Below are 18801 nucleotides of genomic sequence, written 5' to 3'. Positions count from 1 at the left end.
ATGACAGAAGAAACAAAATTTGTAAAAGAACCTGAAGAAGAAACACAAGAATACATCCTTCAAAAAAATAAAAAAACAAAATTAGGGGTAACCATACTTGTCGCTTTTTTAGTACTCCTCATTGGTGGAATCATTGTATCAAACATATTTTTTACCAATTAGAAAACCAATTTATTGCCCATACTTAATTTAATTAAATTTATGACCGACCGCTCTATTCAAAATATTGCTATCACCCGTAGAACGATAAAATACTTCAGTTTTACTTTTATTCTATTATTGCTTTCATCGTGCGCTACATATAAAGAGCAAAGTAACGTACAAGAAAGTAATCTGGTACAGGACAATGATATAATCCATTCTTTCTATATAGCAGGCGGATTGGGAAACTCATCCGTTACTCCAAATACAGCTCTATTAAACCGTTTTAAGGAAGAGCTTGACAATGCTTCTTTAAACAGTACCTTAATTTTTACCGGTGATAACATCTCGCCAGAAACCAGTAATTGGTCCGTAGATAGTATTTTGATCCAAAAACAACTTGATATCTCTGCCAATTTTAAGGGAGAGACTATTTTTTTGCCGGGAAATAACGAATGGAAAAGCTATAGATTAGAGAAAATTGAAAAGGTAGAGAATTACCTAAAAGATATTGAAAGAGAAAATGCGGCGGTTATACCAAACAACGGTTGCCCAATTGACCATAGAGTTATAAATGATGACCTAGACCTTATTCTGGTAGATTCTAAGTGGTTCGTGTCTAACTGGTCTAGAATAGAAGGTATAAATAGTAAGTGTACTGATATTGTAACCCGTAGACGGTTCATGGAAGAATTGGAAGGGTATATTGGTGATGGCCAAGGTAAAAATATCGTTATTGCCATGCACCACCCAGTATTTACCAATGGAACTTATGCAGGTAAAACAACCGTGAAAGACCATACCACTCCATTACCTTTACTAGGCACTGTTAAGAACGCCGTTATGGACCTTGGTGCATTTAATCCAGAACACGTAAACTCTAGACGGTATAACTACTTGCGTATTGCAGTAAGTGCTTTGGCCCAAGCTAATGACCGTATTACATTAGTTTCTGGTCATGAGGAAAGTTTACAGTTATTAGAAGGTGGTGGTATCCATCAAATTGTAAGTGGTTCTCTTGGTGAAAAAAGTGCCGCTAAAATGAGTCCCGGTAGAATTACAGCTATTGGTGGATCAGTAGAATATCATGGGGAGTATGTATTTGGTGAAAGAGGTTTTGCCAGATTAGATTACTATAAAGACGGTAGCTCTAAAGTTACCTTTATTTCAGAAAATGACTTAAATTCAAGTAAGACATTCAATGTTCTACCAAAAAAAGAACCAGCAAAGGTGTTGAGTTCATTTGCTACCAATTCAGAAAAAAATAAGGAAACCAAAATTTTAGATGACCCAAAAGATTATAATAAGAGTGCCTTTTATAAATTTCTTTGGGGAGAGCGCTACCGTAAGTATTATGGTCAACCCGTAGAAGCGCCCATTGTTCAATTAGATACGCTATATGGCGGATTATCCGTAATAAAAGAAGGTGGAGGGCACCAGTCGTTCTCATTGCGTTTAGAAGATGCCAACGGTAAACAATATGCCATGCGTTCATTACGGAAAAGTGCGTTGAAATTTTTGAAATTCAAACTTCCGGGCATTGCTTACAATACCCAAGATTATCAAGATACTTGGGCAGAAAAAGCAATTTCAGATTTCTTTACCACTGCCCACCCTTACATGCAATTGGTCATTAACCCTTTGGCAAAATCTGTAGACATCAATCATTCAGATACCGATCTGTTCTACGTGCCAAAGCAAGACAGTTTAAAACAATACAACGAAAACTATGGTGATGAACTTTACTATATAGAACGCCGACCATCTGAAGAACAAGCGCATTATAAAGGGTATAGAAGAACCATGGATGAAAATTCTGGCGAGGTTACGGATTATGAGAGCACTACCGATATGTTAGAGAAGATAAAGAGCGATGAATCTTATTGGGTAGATGAAAAGAGTTTTATAAGAGCTAGACTTTTTGATATGTTAATTGGGGATTGGGACCGTCACCAAGATCAATGGAGGTGGATAGAATATGAGAGTCCTGATGGAGAGAAAGAATTTATGCCCATACCTAGAGATCGTGATAATGCCTTTCCTAGATTTGACGGTAAGGTAATTCCTTTCATAAATTGGTTTGTTCCAAATACAAGAAATTGGGAAACATATGATGATGATATCGATAATGTAAAATGGCTGAATTTATCTGGTAATAGATTGGACCGTACCTTACTTACATCATATGGTCCAGAGGTTTGGGTAGAAGAGGCTAGGGCCATTCAAAAAGGTATGACGAACGAGGTCATTGAAAATGCCTTTACCCGCTTGCCGGCTTCTGTACAAGATGAAACTTCTGAAAATATCAAGAAAAATCTAAAGCAACGCCTTGCAACTTTAACCCAAACAGCCGAAGATTATGCCAAATACCTCAACAAAATTGTGGCAGTTACCGGTACTGAAAAAGATGATATCTTTACAATGACCAGACTGGAGAACGGTGATACAAAAGTAGAGGTGAAACGTATTCTCACAGACGAGAAAAATGAACTTTTCTATTCAAGGGTATTCAACGATAGTCTTACAAAAGAAATTTGGATATACGGCCTGGGCGATGATGATAAATTTGTTGTAAAAGGCCAAGAAAACCCAAATACAAAACTTAGAATTGTTGGTGGTTACGGTAAGGACTCATATGCTATTACCAACAAGAGAAAGGTAAAATTATATGATTGGGAGCATGAGAAAATCAATATTGAAAATCTACAGCCCAAAACCTTATTGACGGATAATTATAAAACCAATACTTTTCATTTTAGATATTTTAAACCGAACACCAATGTACTTGTGCCCACATTGGGTTTTAGAACTGATGACGGAATGTTCCTAGGTGCATCTAACACCTATACCCAACAAGGTATTGACGGTAACTCGTTTAGACAGCAACATACGGTAAGTGCTAATTATTATTTCAAATTCAAAGCTGCAGAGCTTTCTTACTCTGGCATATACGGAAGTGTTTTTCCAGGTTGGAATTTTGAAATGGATGCTTATTTTGCGAACGATAGGTATGTTAGTAACTTCTTTGGTTTTGGAAATGAAACCATTAACAATGAAGCTGCATTGAGCAGGGATTATTACAGAGGTAGGATCAGAACTTTTAAGGCTAGCGCCGGTTTGGCATATTATAGCCTACGGGTTAAAGGTCTGTTTGAATCATTTAAGGTTGCAGATAACGAAAACCGACTTTTTAATCCAGATAATTTAGAGGATGCCGTTTTTGAAAATCAGAATTATGCTGGTGCAGAACTGACCGGTTATTATGATCGTGACGATGCAGGAGACTTTCCTTCTAAAGCTATTTATTTTGGTTTTGCCGCAGGATATAAAATGAACTTGAACAATAATGCCAACAAATTTGGTTACGCCTCCTTAAAAATAGGGGTCGATCACAAATTAGAATCGAAAGGTAATTTGGTTTTAAGCACTACTGCCGAGTATAAGGGTCTTTTTGATTATAACGACGTCTATTTTTACCATACCCCATCAATTGGCGGAAATAACGGTTTACGTGGATTTAGGGATGAACGCTTTACGGGAAAATCTTATTTCTATCAGTCTTCAGATTTAAAATTAAAGCTTAAACGCTACGTAACGGCCGTATCGCCCGTAACTATTGGTATGTATGGTGGGTTCGATTATGGTAGGGTCTGGATGCCAAATGAAAATTCTAATGTATGGCACACTTCACAAGGTGGTGGTTTTTGGATTAGCAGTTTAAAGGCGCTTACGTTTAACATTGGATACTTTAATTCTAAGGAAAGTAACTTAATTCAGGTTGGCTTTGGACTTTCAATCTAATACAACTAAAATATTTTCGTACTTTTCTAATGTATTCTACTATACCGCCCACTCATGTCTAAAATAGTTTCCAAAGCCGAAGTATTTGCCATTGCTCAATTAAGCAATGATATTGACCCAAGGTATTTATACCACAATCTTAGGCATACACAGCGTGTTGTAGACAGTACCAAAGAGCTAATAGAAGGCGAAAAAGTCGGTGAAGCTGAGCGTGAGCAACTCTTGGTAGCTGCATGGTTTCATGACCTTGGTTATTTGGTATCTTATGGAAAGCATGAGGAGAACAGCTGCCAAATCGCCAGAGACTTCTTAACCAAAGAAGAAGTGCAAAATTCCTTTACAGAAACGGTATGTAGCTTAATAATGGCTACAAAAAAGAATTATGAGCCTAAAAATGAATTAGAAAAAATAATACGTGATGCAGATTCTTCCCATTTTCATGTGAAGAACTTTATGGCCACTACGGAACTTTTACGCGAAGAACTTTCTCTTTTAGGTAAGCAAAGCAAAACTGCTGCAGATTGGCGAAAAGAAAATATTGTTCTGCTAAGATCAAAACATCGTTTTTACACAGATTATGCAATTGCCAATTGGCAGGAAGGAAAAGATAAGAACATTAAAAAACTTATAAAAGCCAAAAAGAAACATAAAGAACTTGTTAAAAAAGAAAGTCTTAAGGCAAAATTTAAAGGGGAGCTACCGGACAGGGGTATTCAAACCTTGTATAGGGTTACGCTACAAAACCATTTAAAACTAAGCGATATTGCAGATACCAAAGCCAATATCCTACTTTCGGTAAATGCTATTATCGTTTCTATGGCGTTGGCAAATCTAGTGCCCAAGTTAGATAATCCTACAAACGATTATCTATTCTATCCCACTTTCGTTTTTATTATTTTTAGCGTTGTCTCAATGGTCATGTCCATAATTGCAACCAAACCCAATATTACCACCGGGCAGTTCACAGAGGAAGAAGTTACCAGCAAAAAAGTAAACTTGTTGTTCTTTGGTAATTTTCACAAAATGAAATTAAAGCAATATAACTGGGCAATGAACGAGCTTATTAAGGATAAGGATTACATATACAGTTCACTGACAAAAGATCTGTATTTTTTAGGTATTGTTTTAGAAAGAAAGTACAGGATTTTACGATGGACCTATACTGTTTTTATGGTAGGTATGATTATATCTGTCATTATTTTCGGTATAGCACTTAAATTTTACGGACCGGAAAGAGTTTTAGAACTACCGGTAATGCAACCTTAATGAAGATATTTAGATTAGCAAAAGTTTAAGCCCCAAAAGCCATTAGCCCTATACACAGCAAAATTCCAACTGCAGCAACTACAATGGTAAACTTCAATGCATTTACCAAAATTGAATCTTTACTTTGATTATTTACATTAACCCTGGTCATGAGTGGTGGTTTATTTAGATTACACCACAAAATTATACTGAAATTAGTTAAAATTTTAACTTAATTGACCAATTTGTTGTCTCTTTTACATTTTTTATAACATATTGATTTAGTGATTGGTATCATCTTTTCCTTATGCTAGTATCAGCTCATTTGTATCATTGCTTCCTTAAATCTTGATTTTGGTGCCGAACATATTGGGCACTCATAAGTGTCATCAATATCTTCAAATTTGGTACCTGCCGCAATGTTATAAGACGCATCACCAAAAACTGCATCATAAACTGTTAGGCAATCTTGACACTGATATAGCGCTTGGGTTGCCTCAACAATTTCAACACTAGTCTTTTCTTCATCATCATCCATACGTCCTAACTGGTCAAAATACATTTTACTCAACTCCATTAACAGACCTGGCAGTTCTATTTTATCAATATCCTGGGCGTAGGTAATATACTTTTGACTATTGGGATCAAAATGTTCAAAATGTAGCACATTGTACGTTGGGCGAACTTCAAACTCTTTAACAATGGTGGGCAAACTGTTCTTTTCAATAATCACCGAGGCAAAGTGCGAACGCTTACCCACTTCATTGCTTATACCAAAAGTAAGACCGTAGGTACTAATATCATTTTGATCAAAACTTCTGACCAAATATTTTTTAAGCTCAAGGGCTTCACCGTCATCAATTGGTACGTGCCAGTTCATCTCTAACTGAGAGTGCCTAACATTAATTCCCCTTTTGCCCAAAAACCTTTCAAGTTCTGGCCTACTTGATTTTTTAATTCCTTTTACCACGAAAGATTTCCAGGGTGTAATACAGATTTTACCAATACTATTATCTAAACAAAAACCACAGAACGCCTTTAAAAACGATAGGTCATATTTATTATTTCTCCAGTACAGTCCCAACCAATAAAGATCGGTACCCAACCGGTTCATACCCTCATAGTACGGAAAGGTCTGAAAAGGAACCTTCAATTCCTTTTCCATGGTTTTATTGTTCGTCTCCAAGTTTTTGTTCATTACAAAGAACAACTCATCTATATCTGAAATGTCTTCATGAATTTCCTCTATTTGTTTTGAAATGGAATTTATATCCCAACTATAAATTAAAACCGGATAAAAAGCAGATGATTTCCAGTGTGGAAGTTTAATATTTAAATACCAATAATCTTCTTGATCAGATGCTATAAAATTGAGATTGCCACTAAAAATAGGTACTAGCCTTTGTTTAGGATCGGTAATATTGATTTTGAGTTTTGGCAAAAAATCAAAACCTTCTAAAATATATAAATACGTAGACCCCTTTAACCAGTGGGTCATGTCAAAAATATCTGCAGATACGTAAGAGCTTACAATATTCTGATATGATCTATTGGCAATGATATCAGTATTGAATTTTGAAATACTTTCCAATTGCTCTTCTTTAGCATCTTTCAACGGAAACAAAATATCTTGTCTAGAACCAAAGTTTACACTGGTAAGACCGGCAGACTCCAGCATGGTTATTATATCCTTTAATTCGCCTGGGGAAGTTACCCCTCCCTTGATCAATATTCTATGAAGATCATCGTTCATATCTTATCATTTTAATTAGCCAATACCAGCTGTTTTTGTAATAACTCTTTTATCTCTGGTTTACAGCTACCACAGCCTAAACCTGCACCTGTTTCTGAGCATAATTTATTGAACTCGGAGCATCCGCCATTAATGGCATCAATAACATTGCCCTCGCCCACTTGACTACAGGAACAGACCAATTTACCCTTTAACGGAACAGAGGTAGAAGCGCCACGCAACAGCTCATCCCGCTTTTCAGAGAGTTCAATTTCCTCTTCTATGAGCCTTTTAAATTCTGCAAATTCATTTTTATCGCCCATTAAAATGGCACCTTTAAGCGTGTCATCTTTTACGATACATTTTTTATAGAAGCGCTTGCTGACATCCATAAGAATAATTTCTTCATACGATGGATCCCCTAACGGTGAGTTAACCATGCCAATGCTGCAAAGATCTAAATTTTCGAACTTTAAAATATTCATTAAAACAGACCCGTTGTAAATACTGCTGAAATCGCCAAGAATAAAATTTGCCGCAATATCAGCTTGTTGTTCAGCTGCCGAGGTAATTCCGAACAACGAATTTTTGTATTCCGCTATTTCCCCGAGTGCAAAAATAGAAGGGTCGCTACTTTGTAAGTATGAATTTACAACGACTCCCCTACGGGTATGAACCCCTGTCTGTTTTGCCAATTCTATATTGGGCCTAGTACCAATGGCATACACAATGGCATTACATTGAATGGTTCTTCCAGTTTTTAGATTCACCAAAAGAGTATGTTTTTGGCCCTTATCCTCAAAAACGGTACTTACCTCATTATCAAAATAGAGATTTATGCCACGTTCCATCACATCTTCCGCCAATAGCCTACTTGCAACACTATCCAATTGACGTTCCATTAAACGCGGTGCCCTTTGAATAATACTAATGTTAATGTTGATCTTTTTCAATGCCGCTGCAAGCTCCAAACCTAAAAGTCCGCCACCTACAATGACCACATTCTGATCTTTTGCCTTTAGACCGGTTTCGGCCAAATATTTTCTAAGCTTATCGGCATCGCCCCTTTCACGCATGGTAAAGCGACCAGGTAATTTTATTTGAACATCACTAGGGATAAATGCCCTACTACCCGTTGCCATAATAAGCAGATCATAAGAATGCACATTCCCCAAAGAATCTAAAATCGTCTTTTCACCTGCATTGATATTGTCTATACAAATACCGGAATGCAAGGTGACATCTAACTTTTGCAACTCACCTTCCTTCAATTTTTCCAAACCTTCCCAAGAAAGTTCATCACTAACATATTCCGGTAGTAGAACCCTATTGTAAAAAGGGTCTTTTTCTTTTGAAAACACATGAAGTTCATCTTCTGTATTTTTTTCTCTGTAAGATTGTATGAAACGATATGCAGCGGCACCGGCACCTACGACCACTACTTTCTGCTTCTCTTTGACAAATTTGGAGACCTCAACCGCACAGTATTTAAAATCCGGTTCTTTAGATATTGGGTCTACCAAATCGTTGGTCAGGTTATTTGCCCTTCCAAAATCATTGTTCAGTACTTTACCCCAGTGCATTGGTAAAAAAACTACCGATTCTCTTATATCATAGTTGAGCTGTACCTTCACCTGTACCTGCCCACGTCTGCTTTTGACCACTGCAATATCACCTTCTTTTATCTTTCTTAAATAGGCATCTACTGCATTCATTTCTAAATATGGTTGCGGAATATGCGTCAACAATCTTTTAACCTTGCCGGTCTTGGTACGGGTATGCCACTGATCGCGCACCCTGCCTGAATTTAATATTAAAGGATATTCGTTATCCGTTTCCTCAGATTTGTTATAAAGCGTTGAAGGGGCATTGAAATGTGCTTTTTTATCATTGGTAAAGAACTGACGATCTGTAAATAACCTAGGTGTACCCTTATGTGTTTTATGTGGTACGGGCCATTGAAAACTACCTTCATTGATCAACCTTTCATAAGACAGCCCAGAAATATCTATATCTGTACCTTTTGTCAACAAGCAATGTTCGTCATAGACTTCGCTACTGTTATTATAGTCAAAGCCACTATAGCCCATTGCCTGTGCAAAACGCCAAATAATCTCCGCATCTGGCAAGGCCTCCCCAGGGGCATCTATAACTTTTGGCAGATAACTAATTCTTCTTTCAGAATTGGTCATGGTACCTTCTTTTTCTAACCAACCCGCCGCAGGTAGCAAAAGATCGGCAAATTTAGTCGTCTCCGAGTTATGTGATATGTCTTGTACCACCACGAATTTTGCCTTTTTCAATGCTCTTTCTACCTTTTTTACGTTGGGCATACTAACTGCAGGATTGGTACAGATGATCCAAATGGCCTTTAGTTTTCCTTCATCCAAGGCATCAAACATTTCTGTAGCGGTATACCCTGGTTCTGCCTGAATTTCCCCACCTCCCCAAAAGTCGGACACTTCTTTTCTATGCTTAGGGTTACCCAAGTTTTTATGGGCTGCCAATAAACTGGCCATACCACCAACTTCTCTACCCCCCATGGCATTTGGCTGACCGGTTAATGAAAATGGTCCTGATCCTGGCTTACCTATTTGACCTGTTAATAACGATAGGTTTAATAACGAGACATTTTTAGCAACACCTATAACACTTTGGTTCAGCCCCATGGTCCACATACTAATGAACTTTTTGGCATTGCCAATATACTCTGCCGCTTTACGTATATCCGCTACTGGAATACCACATTTTTTAGCCGCCTCTTTGAGCGTTAATGTATAAGCCATTTCTTTACACGCTTCAAAATTTGCAGTGTGTTTTTTAATAAAGGCAACATCTATTTTTCTTTTATCTATTAACCTACGCGCAATGGCATTAAATAGAATTACATCGGTACCCGGTAAAATCTGCAAATGTAAATCTGCCCCTGCACAAGTCTGTGTTTTACGAGGGTCTACTACAATTATCTTTACATTCGGATTTTCTTCTTTATGCTTTTCCAACCTTCTATATAAGATAGGATGGCACCAAGCCGGATTTGCCCCTGCTATTAAAAAACAATCTGCCAATTCTATATCCTCATAACAAATTGGAACGGAGTCTTCCCCTAAAGTTTTCTTATATCCTACTACGGCAGAACTCATGCACAGTCTAGAATTGGTATCTATATTATTGGTGCCTATAAAACCTTTGGTCAATTTGTTTATTAGATAGTATTCTTCTGTTAAGCATTGACCTGATACATAAAAACCTACACTATCTGGACCATGTTTGGCAATGATACTCTTAAAAACCGCTGCAGCACGTTCAAAGGCGGCATCCCAAGAAACGCGTTGTAAAGGATGATTTCTACTCCATTTCATTTCTGGATACAGAATACGATCTGTTGTATCTTGCGCTACGTAGTTTAGATTTCGACCTTTGGTACAAAGCATACCTTTATTAGATGGGTAATCTGGATTACCATCTACGCTTATTGTTCCTTTCGCATCAACATCTACCAACATACCGCAGCCAACACCGCAATAAGAACATATTGTTTTATGAGTTTTAGTACTATTCATTTTACCAGAGATAAAGAATGGTTTAGAAGTATACCGCAAATTATAAAAAGTACGTATAAATACGTACTTTTTTATCGTAAATGTTTTGGATTAAATCGAGTGATCCGCAATTATTCTCCTTTTAGACTGAGAATGAATCAATAAATAGGAAATTAAGGTGTTATAATGTTAAAGTGGAATAACGCGTTATAACATGACGAACTGTTTAATTTTCATGAGAATTTTGATTCTATAAAGGCTATAAATCTTCGTTTGTTTTCCCCCATTCATATAGCTCAGTTTTTAGGGTAGCTTATTTTATTTATTTCCACAATAAAATTCCAATAGTTCATAAGTCAATTTTGGTATGTTTTTTCGAGTTTCCCTATCAATTCCATTTACACTCTGTAGTTCTGCTTTTAATTTCAAATAAGTATTGGATGTAAAACGTCCCGCAGAGGTTATATCTTTTTTCAACTCGTCATTTAATTTCGATTTGTCAATTTCAAGATTTTCAATGAAATTAAATCCAGCTTTTAAAAGGTCACTCTTTTCAAATTGTTTCGCCTGTTTTTGAAGAAACGGTTTTCCAAATTCCTTAAAATCATTGATTATTTGCTCAATGACTTCGGTAGTGGTTTTCACTTGTCCATTATGAAAGTAGTAAGATTCATCCGCAGGGATAACTCCAGTTCCTTTCTTTAAAACAAGCAAGTCTATATGTGAATTTATTAGTCCTGTGTTATAACTGTTAGAACTTAAATAATTTTTATTTATTCGTGATGCTACAGAACAAGTAAAGTACCTATCTTTTAGCGCAAAAAATACGTAAAGAAATTCATAAATATTTCGACCATTAATTATTCGGGTATTCTTGAATGTGTAACATCCATTTCTATATTCTAAAAAATCAAATTCTGGCAATTCTCGTTTAAATCCAGAAATTAAAATCTGCTTTACTTGACCTCTTTTTAATTCAGGCGAATCATCTTTCTTTTCAATTTTAAATTTGATTTTTGAATACCAACTCATTTTTTCAGATTGAGAATAAAATGAAAATCTCTAAATCAAATTATACTTCTGTGATTTTTTAGAAAGATCAATAAGATTTTTTACATCCATCTTACGCATTAAATTAAAACGATGTGTTTCTATAGTACGTTTGCTGTTTTGAAGTTTCTCTGATATTTGTTGATTGGTTAAGCCAGAGAGTACCAACTCTAGCACTTTTAATTCTTTATTGGTAAGGTCAAAGACATTATCACCTGACTTTTTTGGTGTTTCTTCTTTTTTTACAACCTCATTTTTACCGCCCAAAAGATTATTTACCAACACATTACTAATATCTCCGCTAAAATATTTACCACCTTCCCTAACGGTATGTATAGCTTTAATGAACTCTGATTTATCAGTATCTTTCAATAAATACCCATTGGCACCAGAGCTAATGGATTTCAAGATATACTCTTCAGAATCATGCATTGACAAGATTATAGTTTTCACCGAAGATTTACTTTGCGTCAATTCAGCAACGGCATCAATACCGTTCATAACGGGCATTCTAATATCAATAATCAAAATATCGGGATTTACTTCCCCTACCAAATCAATGGCCTCTTTACCGTTAGATGCTTCACCGATCACTTGTAAATCAGATTCTGATTCCAATAAAGAACGTATACCGTCCCTTACCAAAGCGTGATCATCTGCCAATACTATTCTTGTTATTTCGCTCAAAATATAAGTAATTATACGTATGCAGCTAAATTACATATAATTTTAAAAAAAATACGGTCTATACAAAAAGTGCTGTATAGACCGTATAACCAAACTAATTTAAATACAAATACTATTCTTTTTTAGTGTTTAAAAATTGAGGCTTTATGGTTAACTGTACCCATGCCCAATTTTGGCTACTGGCAGCAAGATCATCTGTAATTCCCTTAAGTTCATACATACCATCTGCAGCAAACATTTGAGAATACCCGATTGCCAAACCGTAGCCTTTGAATTTTTTCGCAAATACCAAATCAATTTCAGTACCCAATGATTTCTCGCCACTTGGTAATTCTTGCTCACCACTAAAGTTCAACACCTTTACCAATAGGCTAGACTGCTTGCCCAAATCGAATTTTGCACTTGCGTGAATATCAAAAAGACCTACAGAATTGGCATGGTTACCTACGTAGAAATAATCCATGAATCCGTTGAACTTATGGTTGGTACCGTACAAAGGAAAAAATGCTTCCGTTTTGTCCGTAGTATCCGCTTTATTACCACTGATTACTTCTGTACCAATACCCAACGCTACTTTATCACTTGCTTTATAACCCAATTCCAAACCTAATAAATAGGCACTAGATTTTACTTCGTTTTGTCTTTCTCCCGTCTGTAAAAACAAGTTGGCATTAGCATTGAACTTTCCTTGTTTTAAATTTAAGTGCGTACCAATTGTCTGTAAATTGCTTACACCATCTGCAGCGTCTGTATCATCAAAATTTTGAAAGCCATTGTTCAGGGCCAATAAACTTGCCGAAAAACCGTCCCATTGTTGTTTTGCATATACATATTGCATGGTCTTATAGGTAAAAAATCCTGCTGTATTATATGCCGTACCTACTGATTGAAACCCTGTTGGGTTGTCAAAATCTTGACTAAAGGCCAAACCTATGTCCAAGATAAATTTATCTTTTTTGTACTTCAATAGTCCCGCATCGTGGTTTCTTCCTTGTTGCGCCCAGTCTAGGCCACCGAATATTCTTTGATCGTCATAAGATATCACTTGACGGCCCAATTTGGTAGACCAACCTTTTCCTAAATTAATATTTGCCCATGCTTCAAATACTGCAAAAGAATCGTTTTGATCATCTGGTAGAATTTGTCTGTTCTCACCCCAAACCATTACATCTTGTAGGCTTAGATAAAACTGATACGCCTCAGATTCATACTTGGCATTTAAACGTGCACGTGTAGAAATGGCGAATCCGGCATCTGCCGCATCTGGTATTAAACTACCAAAGCCATGTCTGTATTCCGTTCTTGGCCTAAACTGCCCATCTAAAGTAAATTGTGCATATATGGCATTCGCCGTTAGAAACAATAGGGTGATGATTAGATATTGCTTTTTCATAATCGTAATTTTTAAATATTGATTGAGTTATTTGTTAGTGTTCTAAAAAATCTATTAGGTGTTTTCTGTAGGTATAATAATCGTCGCTTTCCAAGACAGATTTGCGAGTTCGTGGTCGTTCAAAGTCAATGGAGAGTATATCCCCAATCTTTGCCCTAGGCCCACTGGTCATCATTATAACACGATCTGCTAAAAAAATGGCCTCATCCACATCATGGGTAATCATGACCGCCGTAATTTTCTCCTTGTTCCAAATTTCTATGAGAATATCTTGCAACTCTCCCCTGGTTAACGAGTCTAGCATTCCAAAAGGTTCGTCTAACAACAATACTTTTGGTTTAATGGCAAAGGCTCTGGCAATACCTACACGTTGTTGCATGCCTTGAGATAGTTCTGATGCTTTTTTATGAAAGGCATTCTCAAGACCTACTTTGTGTAAATAGTATTTGGCAATGTCTTCTCGCTGTCCTTTAGTGGCTTGAGGAAAAACCTGGTTGACCCCTAATAAAACATTCTGAAGTGCGGTCATCCAAGGCATTAAGCTTGGAGATTGAAAAATAACCCCCCTATCTGGACCCGGACCTTTTACCGGATTTCCCAAAACCGAAATATTACCGCCAGAGATAGGATTAAGACCTGCTATCATAGAAAGCATGGTTGTTTTACCACATCCTGAATGCCCAATAATGGTTACGAATTCTTCTTTTAAGATCTGTAAATTCAAATCTTCAAGAACCACATAATCTCCTTTTGGCGTAGGGTACACTTTTTTTAAGTCGGCCAAATCTAGCATTACCTTGGATGGGTAGACAATGCCGTTCTCTGAATATACTTCGTTAGATTGTTCTATTGTATTCATTTTCCAATTCTTTAGGCGACAAAACTTTTTGGTGTAAGCTCTGGCAATTTATATTCTACGTTAGATACCGTTTTTCTCTCTTCACCTATGTCCATTAGATATTCTATAATGGCATTTCTGGTTTTCTTGTAAACAGGATTGTCATTCATGGCCGTTTTATCCCTTGGCCTTTCTATATCTATTTTAAACTCCGGACCTAAAGTGGCGTTTGGTCCCGGCTTAAGAGGTATTATTCTATCTGCCATGTAAATACCTTCATCAACATCATTGGTAATCAATAATGCCGTACGCTTGTCCTGGCTCCAAATATTCAAGATCTCATCTTGCAGATTACCTCTGGTCAAAGCATCTAAAGCTCCTAAAGGTTCATCCATAATGATCATCTCAGGGTTCATGGCCAAGGCACGTGCAACCGCCACCCTTTGGCGCATTCCTCCAGAAAGTTCTTTGGGTCTTTTATTGATTGCCGGACTAAGACTTACCATAGCCACATACTCTTTTACCCTTTTCATTAAATCTGCTTTGCTTTCTTTTGGAAAAGCTTCTTTTACCGCCATGTAAATATTTTGCCCAACAGTTAACCATGGCAATAGCGAATAGTTTTGAAAAATAACTCCACGTTCATGGCTAGTATCGGTTACCGGTTTTCCTTTAAAAAGTACTTCGCCGCTTGTTGGCTGTAACAAGCCGTTGATCAAATTTACCAAGGTGGTCTTACCGCTACCCGTAAACCCTACAATGGCAACAAATTCTCCTTCATCCATGGTAAGGTTAATGTTAGACAGTACTTCTGTACTTCCATCTCCTTCACCATAGGTTTTGTATATATTATTTAGTTCTAAGTATGCCATGCTCTTCTTTTTATAAATTATGCCATCTCGTTTTTGTTGAAAGAAACCATGTTCTGTACGGTCAACATCAACCTATCCAATAAAAACCCAATGATACCTATGACAAACATGGCCACAATGATTTTTGAATTGGAGTCGTTTGCACCATTCTGGAATTCCTCCCAAACGAAAAGACCTAAACCTTGACTTTGTGCAAGCAATTCAATGGCGATCAAAACCATCCAAGCAACAGAAAGGGTAATTCTTAGACCTGTAAAAATTAAGGGTAACGAAGATGGCAGTATTACTTTGAATACTTTTTGAAACGTGCCTAACTTCAATACTTTGGCTACATTGATATAATCTTTATCTACCGATGATACCCCCATTGCCGTATTGACCAAAGTTGCCCACATGGCACATAGCCCAACACTGATAAAAGAAATAACAAAGGCATTATCTGAACTATCGCCTATGTACAACGTTTTTACGATCATAAAAACCAATAAGTACCATACTACGGGCGATACTGGTTTAAAAACTTGGATGAACCAGTTGAACGCACTACGTAAAGACGGACTAAGACCTATTATGATACCTATGGGCACAGCAATCAACAATGCCAATAGAAAACCTGCAAATACCGTTTTAATACTTGTAAGTACTATATCTATAAATGACGCCCTACCCGTATAAACAATAGGATCTTTGCCCTGAGCAATTAATTTTTCATTGGTAGCCGACAACTTTTCCGCAAAGGCAGCCTTGTCCGCTTTTATAACTTGGTGATCTGCGACCAAAGATTTTAAAGATGCCCATACCTGTGTAGGTGATGGTAGGGTGTTGGGCTGGCAACTACTATCACCAGACTCTATACAAGCTCGCTCTGCCGCTGCAGCTTCTTCGCCCCGTTCTTGCAACGCTTTTTCTACCTTGTAATCTGCCTCTTTGTTGTAAAGGGCTTTAGATCCCATATGCCATAAACCTATAAACAATAAGATGGATAGAAGTGTTATCCCAGCATTCTTCATAGATTTTATAATGCCATCCTTTTTTACACTTGGTGTAAGTTTTAAAAGTAACTGCTTAAAACTTGCAGACATGCTTTTTTCGTTTTTTAAGACCATTTCTTGCTCCATAATAATTTGTTTAAAGTCAATGAATAAATGTGCTTACTTTTTGTCTTTGTTACCTATAGAAAAACTATTGATATATCCAATTGGATCTTTGGCATCATAGGTAGTACCGTCTATAAAATCTGCCGTAGGGGCTTTGTAGCCATCTGTTGCAGGTATATCCGTTGCAGGAATTTGACCTTCGGCAACCAAAAGATCCGCAGCCTTTTTCCAAATATCAGGTCTGTAGATATCCTTAATGGTACTAGCATACCAGTCTGTAGTTTTAGCTTCTGGAATTTGTCCCCATCTACGCATTTGAGTTAAGAACCAAATACCATCAGAATAGAAAGGATATGTTGCGTTGTACTTATAGAATACATTGAAATCTGGCATTTCTCGCTTGTCTCCTTTTTCGAATTCAAAAGTACCGGTCATAGAATTTGCCAATACTTCTTTTGGCGCACCTACATATTGAGACATAGAAAGAATCTCAACCGCTTCTGCTCTATTGGAAGGCTCATCTAACCATTTACCCGCTCTGATCAATGCTTTTGTAACCGCAATTGCCGTATTAGGGTTCTGCTCTACAAACTGCTTGGTCATTACAAATACTTTCTCAGGATTATTCTTCCAAATGTCATAATTAGTAGTAACTGGAACACCAATACCTTTAAATACCGCTTGTTGGTTCCAAGGCTCACCTACACAGTATCCGTAAATAGTACCAGACTCCAATGTAGCCGGCATTTGTGGCGGAGGTGTAACAGAAAGTAAAACCTCGGCATCTATTTGCCCTTGTACATTATCTGCAGTGTACATACCAGGGTGAATACCTGCTGCAGCCAACCAATAACGCAATTCGTAATTATGGGTAGATACCGGGAAAACCATTCCCATTTTAAAAGGCTTCCCTTCATTTTTATAAGAGGTAATTACAGGTTTTAATGCATCTGCCTTAATAGGATGAATTGGCTTACCATCTGAATCTGCAGGTACATTTGGTTTCATTTTTGACCAAACGTCATTAGATACCGTAATTCCATTTCCATTTAAATCCATAGAGAACGGAGTAACCAATTCTGCTTGTCTACCAAAACCTGCCCCTGCAGCAATTGGTTGGCCTGCCAACATGTGCGAACCGTCTAACTGACCGTCAATAACACGGTCCAATACATTTTTCCAGTTAGATTGTGCTTCTACCGAAACAAAAAGTCCTTCCTCTTCAAAAAAGCCCTTTTCTTTTGCAATGGCCAATGGTGCCATATCGGTCAACTTTATAAAACCAAAAGTTAACTGTGGCTTTTCAATATCCAGCATTTTAGTTTTTGAGGCTACAGCTTCTTCTGTATTTGTTGTTGCCTTTTTAGCGTCTTTTCCGCCACATGACATAAGCACTGTCGCTACTGTTGCGAGTAATGTTGCTCGGTTAAAAATGGTTTTCATATTAGTATGTTTTAAAATTTAACTACGTATTAATACTTATTTAAAGCAAATGTATACGTAATGACTAAATACCTATAATGTCCTAGCACATAAATAAGTATCTTTTTACGCCATATTGTAAACTGCCAAAACGCAGTTTTATTTACGTAAACAACTAATAAACAGTACTTAAACAGAAATAAGTAGTTCTTACGTAAAAAAGTATAATTACGTAGCTACTAAAACTAGAAAGATGTATGTAAGCTATTTCTTTTGAAGTGTTTTAATCCATTCTGGCTCAGATAGGCCCAAATACTTTTTATCGCTACCATAGGGATCTTCTCCACCTTCTAAATAGACTTGAATTCTATCTAAAGGAATGGTGTCGTTCAGTTTGGTAGGCACAACATACTTATGATTTCCATGAAAATCATGGCATTGAATACAAGTAAACCACTGTTCTTTCGCAATTAATTCTGAATGCGGAACATCTACGGGGTCATTTTCGACTTCTAAATCTTGATGACAATTCATACAGTAATTAACCGCCTTAAGACTTACACGCTCACCATTATGTTCTGAATGGCAAGTAATACAGGTTGTAGCATCTATATTCTTAATTGCCTTTTTAAAGCGAGGTTCCGAAAATCTATATGTTGGATGCCTGTCATTAGGGCGGTCATGACATTCTAAACAATTTTTAACGGTAACATCTTTTGAGCCAAAATCAACACTTTTTTCACGTATGCCAGCTGCATGTGAAATATTTGATTGTATTTGTTGCACTAAGTTTCCATTAGCATCTGCATGGCAAACTACACATGAAATTTCTTCATGACCATTATTCATTGGACCCAATGAAATATATTCTTCTGATGATTTCAATGAAAAAAAACCAATAATACCTGCGCCAATAAGAATACCTATTAGACCACCAATAAATTGTCTTTTTCGTAAAGGAGTTACCTTAAATATACCCAT

At 36.9% G+C, this 18801-nt stretch carries 14 protein-coding genes; 3 read left to right on the top strand and 11 right to left on the bottom strand.

The window, feature by feature from the left end; genetic code table 11:
* From PXC01_RS01755 to PXC01_RS01745, 3 genes are read left to right on the top strand one after another with little or no spacing between them, the layout of a single operon-like run.
* Entirely contained in the window at positions 1–162 is a 162-nt protein-coding gene (locus tag PXC01_RS01755) for a hypothetical protein (protein ID WP_276470654.1), read from the top strand.
* A 39-nt stretch (positions 163–201) separates the two neighbouring features.
* The gene (locus tag PXC01_RS01750; protein ID WP_276470653.1) at positions 202–3942 is read left to right on the top strand and encodes a ShlB/FhaC/HecB family hemolysin secretion/activation protein; all 3741 of its coding nucleotides are present in this window, start codon (positions 202–204) and stop codon (positions 3940–3942) included.
* A gap of 54 nt (positions 3943–3996) precedes the next feature.
* Positions 3997–5208: a Pycsar system effector family protein gene (locus tag PXC01_RS01745; protein ID WP_276470652.1), complete on the top strand. Its 1212-nt coding sequence runs from the start codon at positions 3997–3999 to the stop codon at positions 5206–5208.
* Between the two features lie 25 nt (positions 5209–5233).
* Here PXC01_RS01745 and PXC01_RS01740 read toward each other — a convergent pair whose 3' ends face one another.
* From PXC01_RS01740 to PXC01_RS01690, 11 genes are all read right to left on the bottom strand, one after another.
* Entirely contained in the window at positions 5234–5359 is a 126-nt protein-coding gene (locus PXC01_RS01740; RefSeq protein WP_276470651.1) for a hypothetical protein, read from the bottom strand.
* A 144-nt stretch (positions 5360–5503) separates the two neighbouring features.
* Positions 5504–6940, bottom strand: coding sequence for a rubredoxin (locus tag PXC01_RS01735; protein ID WP_276470650.1), 1437 nt, complete (start codon positions 6938–6940; stop codon positions 5504–5506).
* Between the two features lie 11 nt (positions 6941–6951).
* The gene (locus PXC01_RS01730) at positions 6952–10482 is read right to left on the bottom strand and encodes a nitrate reductase (RefSeq protein WP_276470649.1); all 3531 of its coding nucleotides are present in this window, start codon (positions 10480–10482) and stop codon (positions 6952–6954) included.
* A gap of 297 nt (positions 10483–10779) precedes the next feature.
* A complete protein-coding gene (locus PXC01_RS01725) occupies positions 10780–11493 on the bottom strand; it encodes a hypothetical protein (RefSeq protein WP_276470648.1) in 714 nt (237 codons plus the stop codon).
* 30 nt (positions 11494–11523) lie between these two features.
* A complete protein-coding gene (locus PXC01_RS01720; RefSeq protein WP_276470647.1) occupies positions 11524–12198 on the bottom strand; it encodes a response regulator transcription factor in 675 nt (224 codons plus the stop codon).
* A 112-nt stretch (positions 12199–12310) separates the two neighbouring features.
* A complete protein-coding gene (locus PXC01_RS01715; protein WP_276470646.1) occupies positions 12311–13591 on the bottom strand; it encodes an alginate export family protein in 1281 nt (426 codons plus the stop codon).
* A 34-nt stretch (positions 13592–13625) separates the two neighbouring features.
* Complete coding sequence (locus PXC01_RS01710; protein ID WP_276470645.1) at positions 13626–14450, bottom strand: ABC transporter ATP-binding protein; 825 nt, start codon at positions 14448–14450, stop codon at positions 13626–13628.
* 11 nt (positions 14451–14461) lie between these two features.
* Positions 14462–15301: an ABC transporter ATP-binding protein gene (locus PXC01_RS01705; RefSeq protein ID WP_058104637.1), complete on the bottom strand. Its 840-nt coding sequence runs from the start codon at positions 15299–15301 to the stop codon at positions 14462–14464.
* A 17-nt stretch (positions 15302–15318) separates the two neighbouring features.
* Positions 15319–16419 carry an ABC transporter permease gene (locus PXC01_RS01700; RefSeq protein WP_276470644.1) on the bottom strand — a complete coding sequence of 367 codons (1101 nt, stop codon included), beginning with the start codon at positions 16417–16419 and terminating at the stop codon, positions 15319–15321.
* Between the two features lie 33 nt (positions 16420–16452).
* Complete coding sequence (locus PXC01_RS01695; protein WP_276470643.1) at positions 16453–17841, bottom strand: CmpA/NrtA family ABC transporter substrate-binding protein; 1389 nt, start codon at positions 17839–17841, stop codon at positions 16453–16455.
* Positions 17842–18084: 243 nt separating this feature from the next.
* Positions 18085–18801, bottom strand: a complete 717-nt coding sequence (locus PXC01_RS01690; RefSeq protein WP_276470642.1) for a cytochrome c3 family protein — start codon at positions 18799–18801, stop codon at positions 18085–18087.

This window comes from Maribacter huludaoensis (assembly GCF_029350945.1).
Classification (GTDB): Bacteria; Bacteroidota; Bacteroidia; order Flavobacteriales; family Flavobacteriaceae; genus Maribacter; species Maribacter huludaoensis.
Note: the sequence above shows the minus strand (reverse complement) of the source record. Positions and strands in the feature narration are given on the sequence as shown.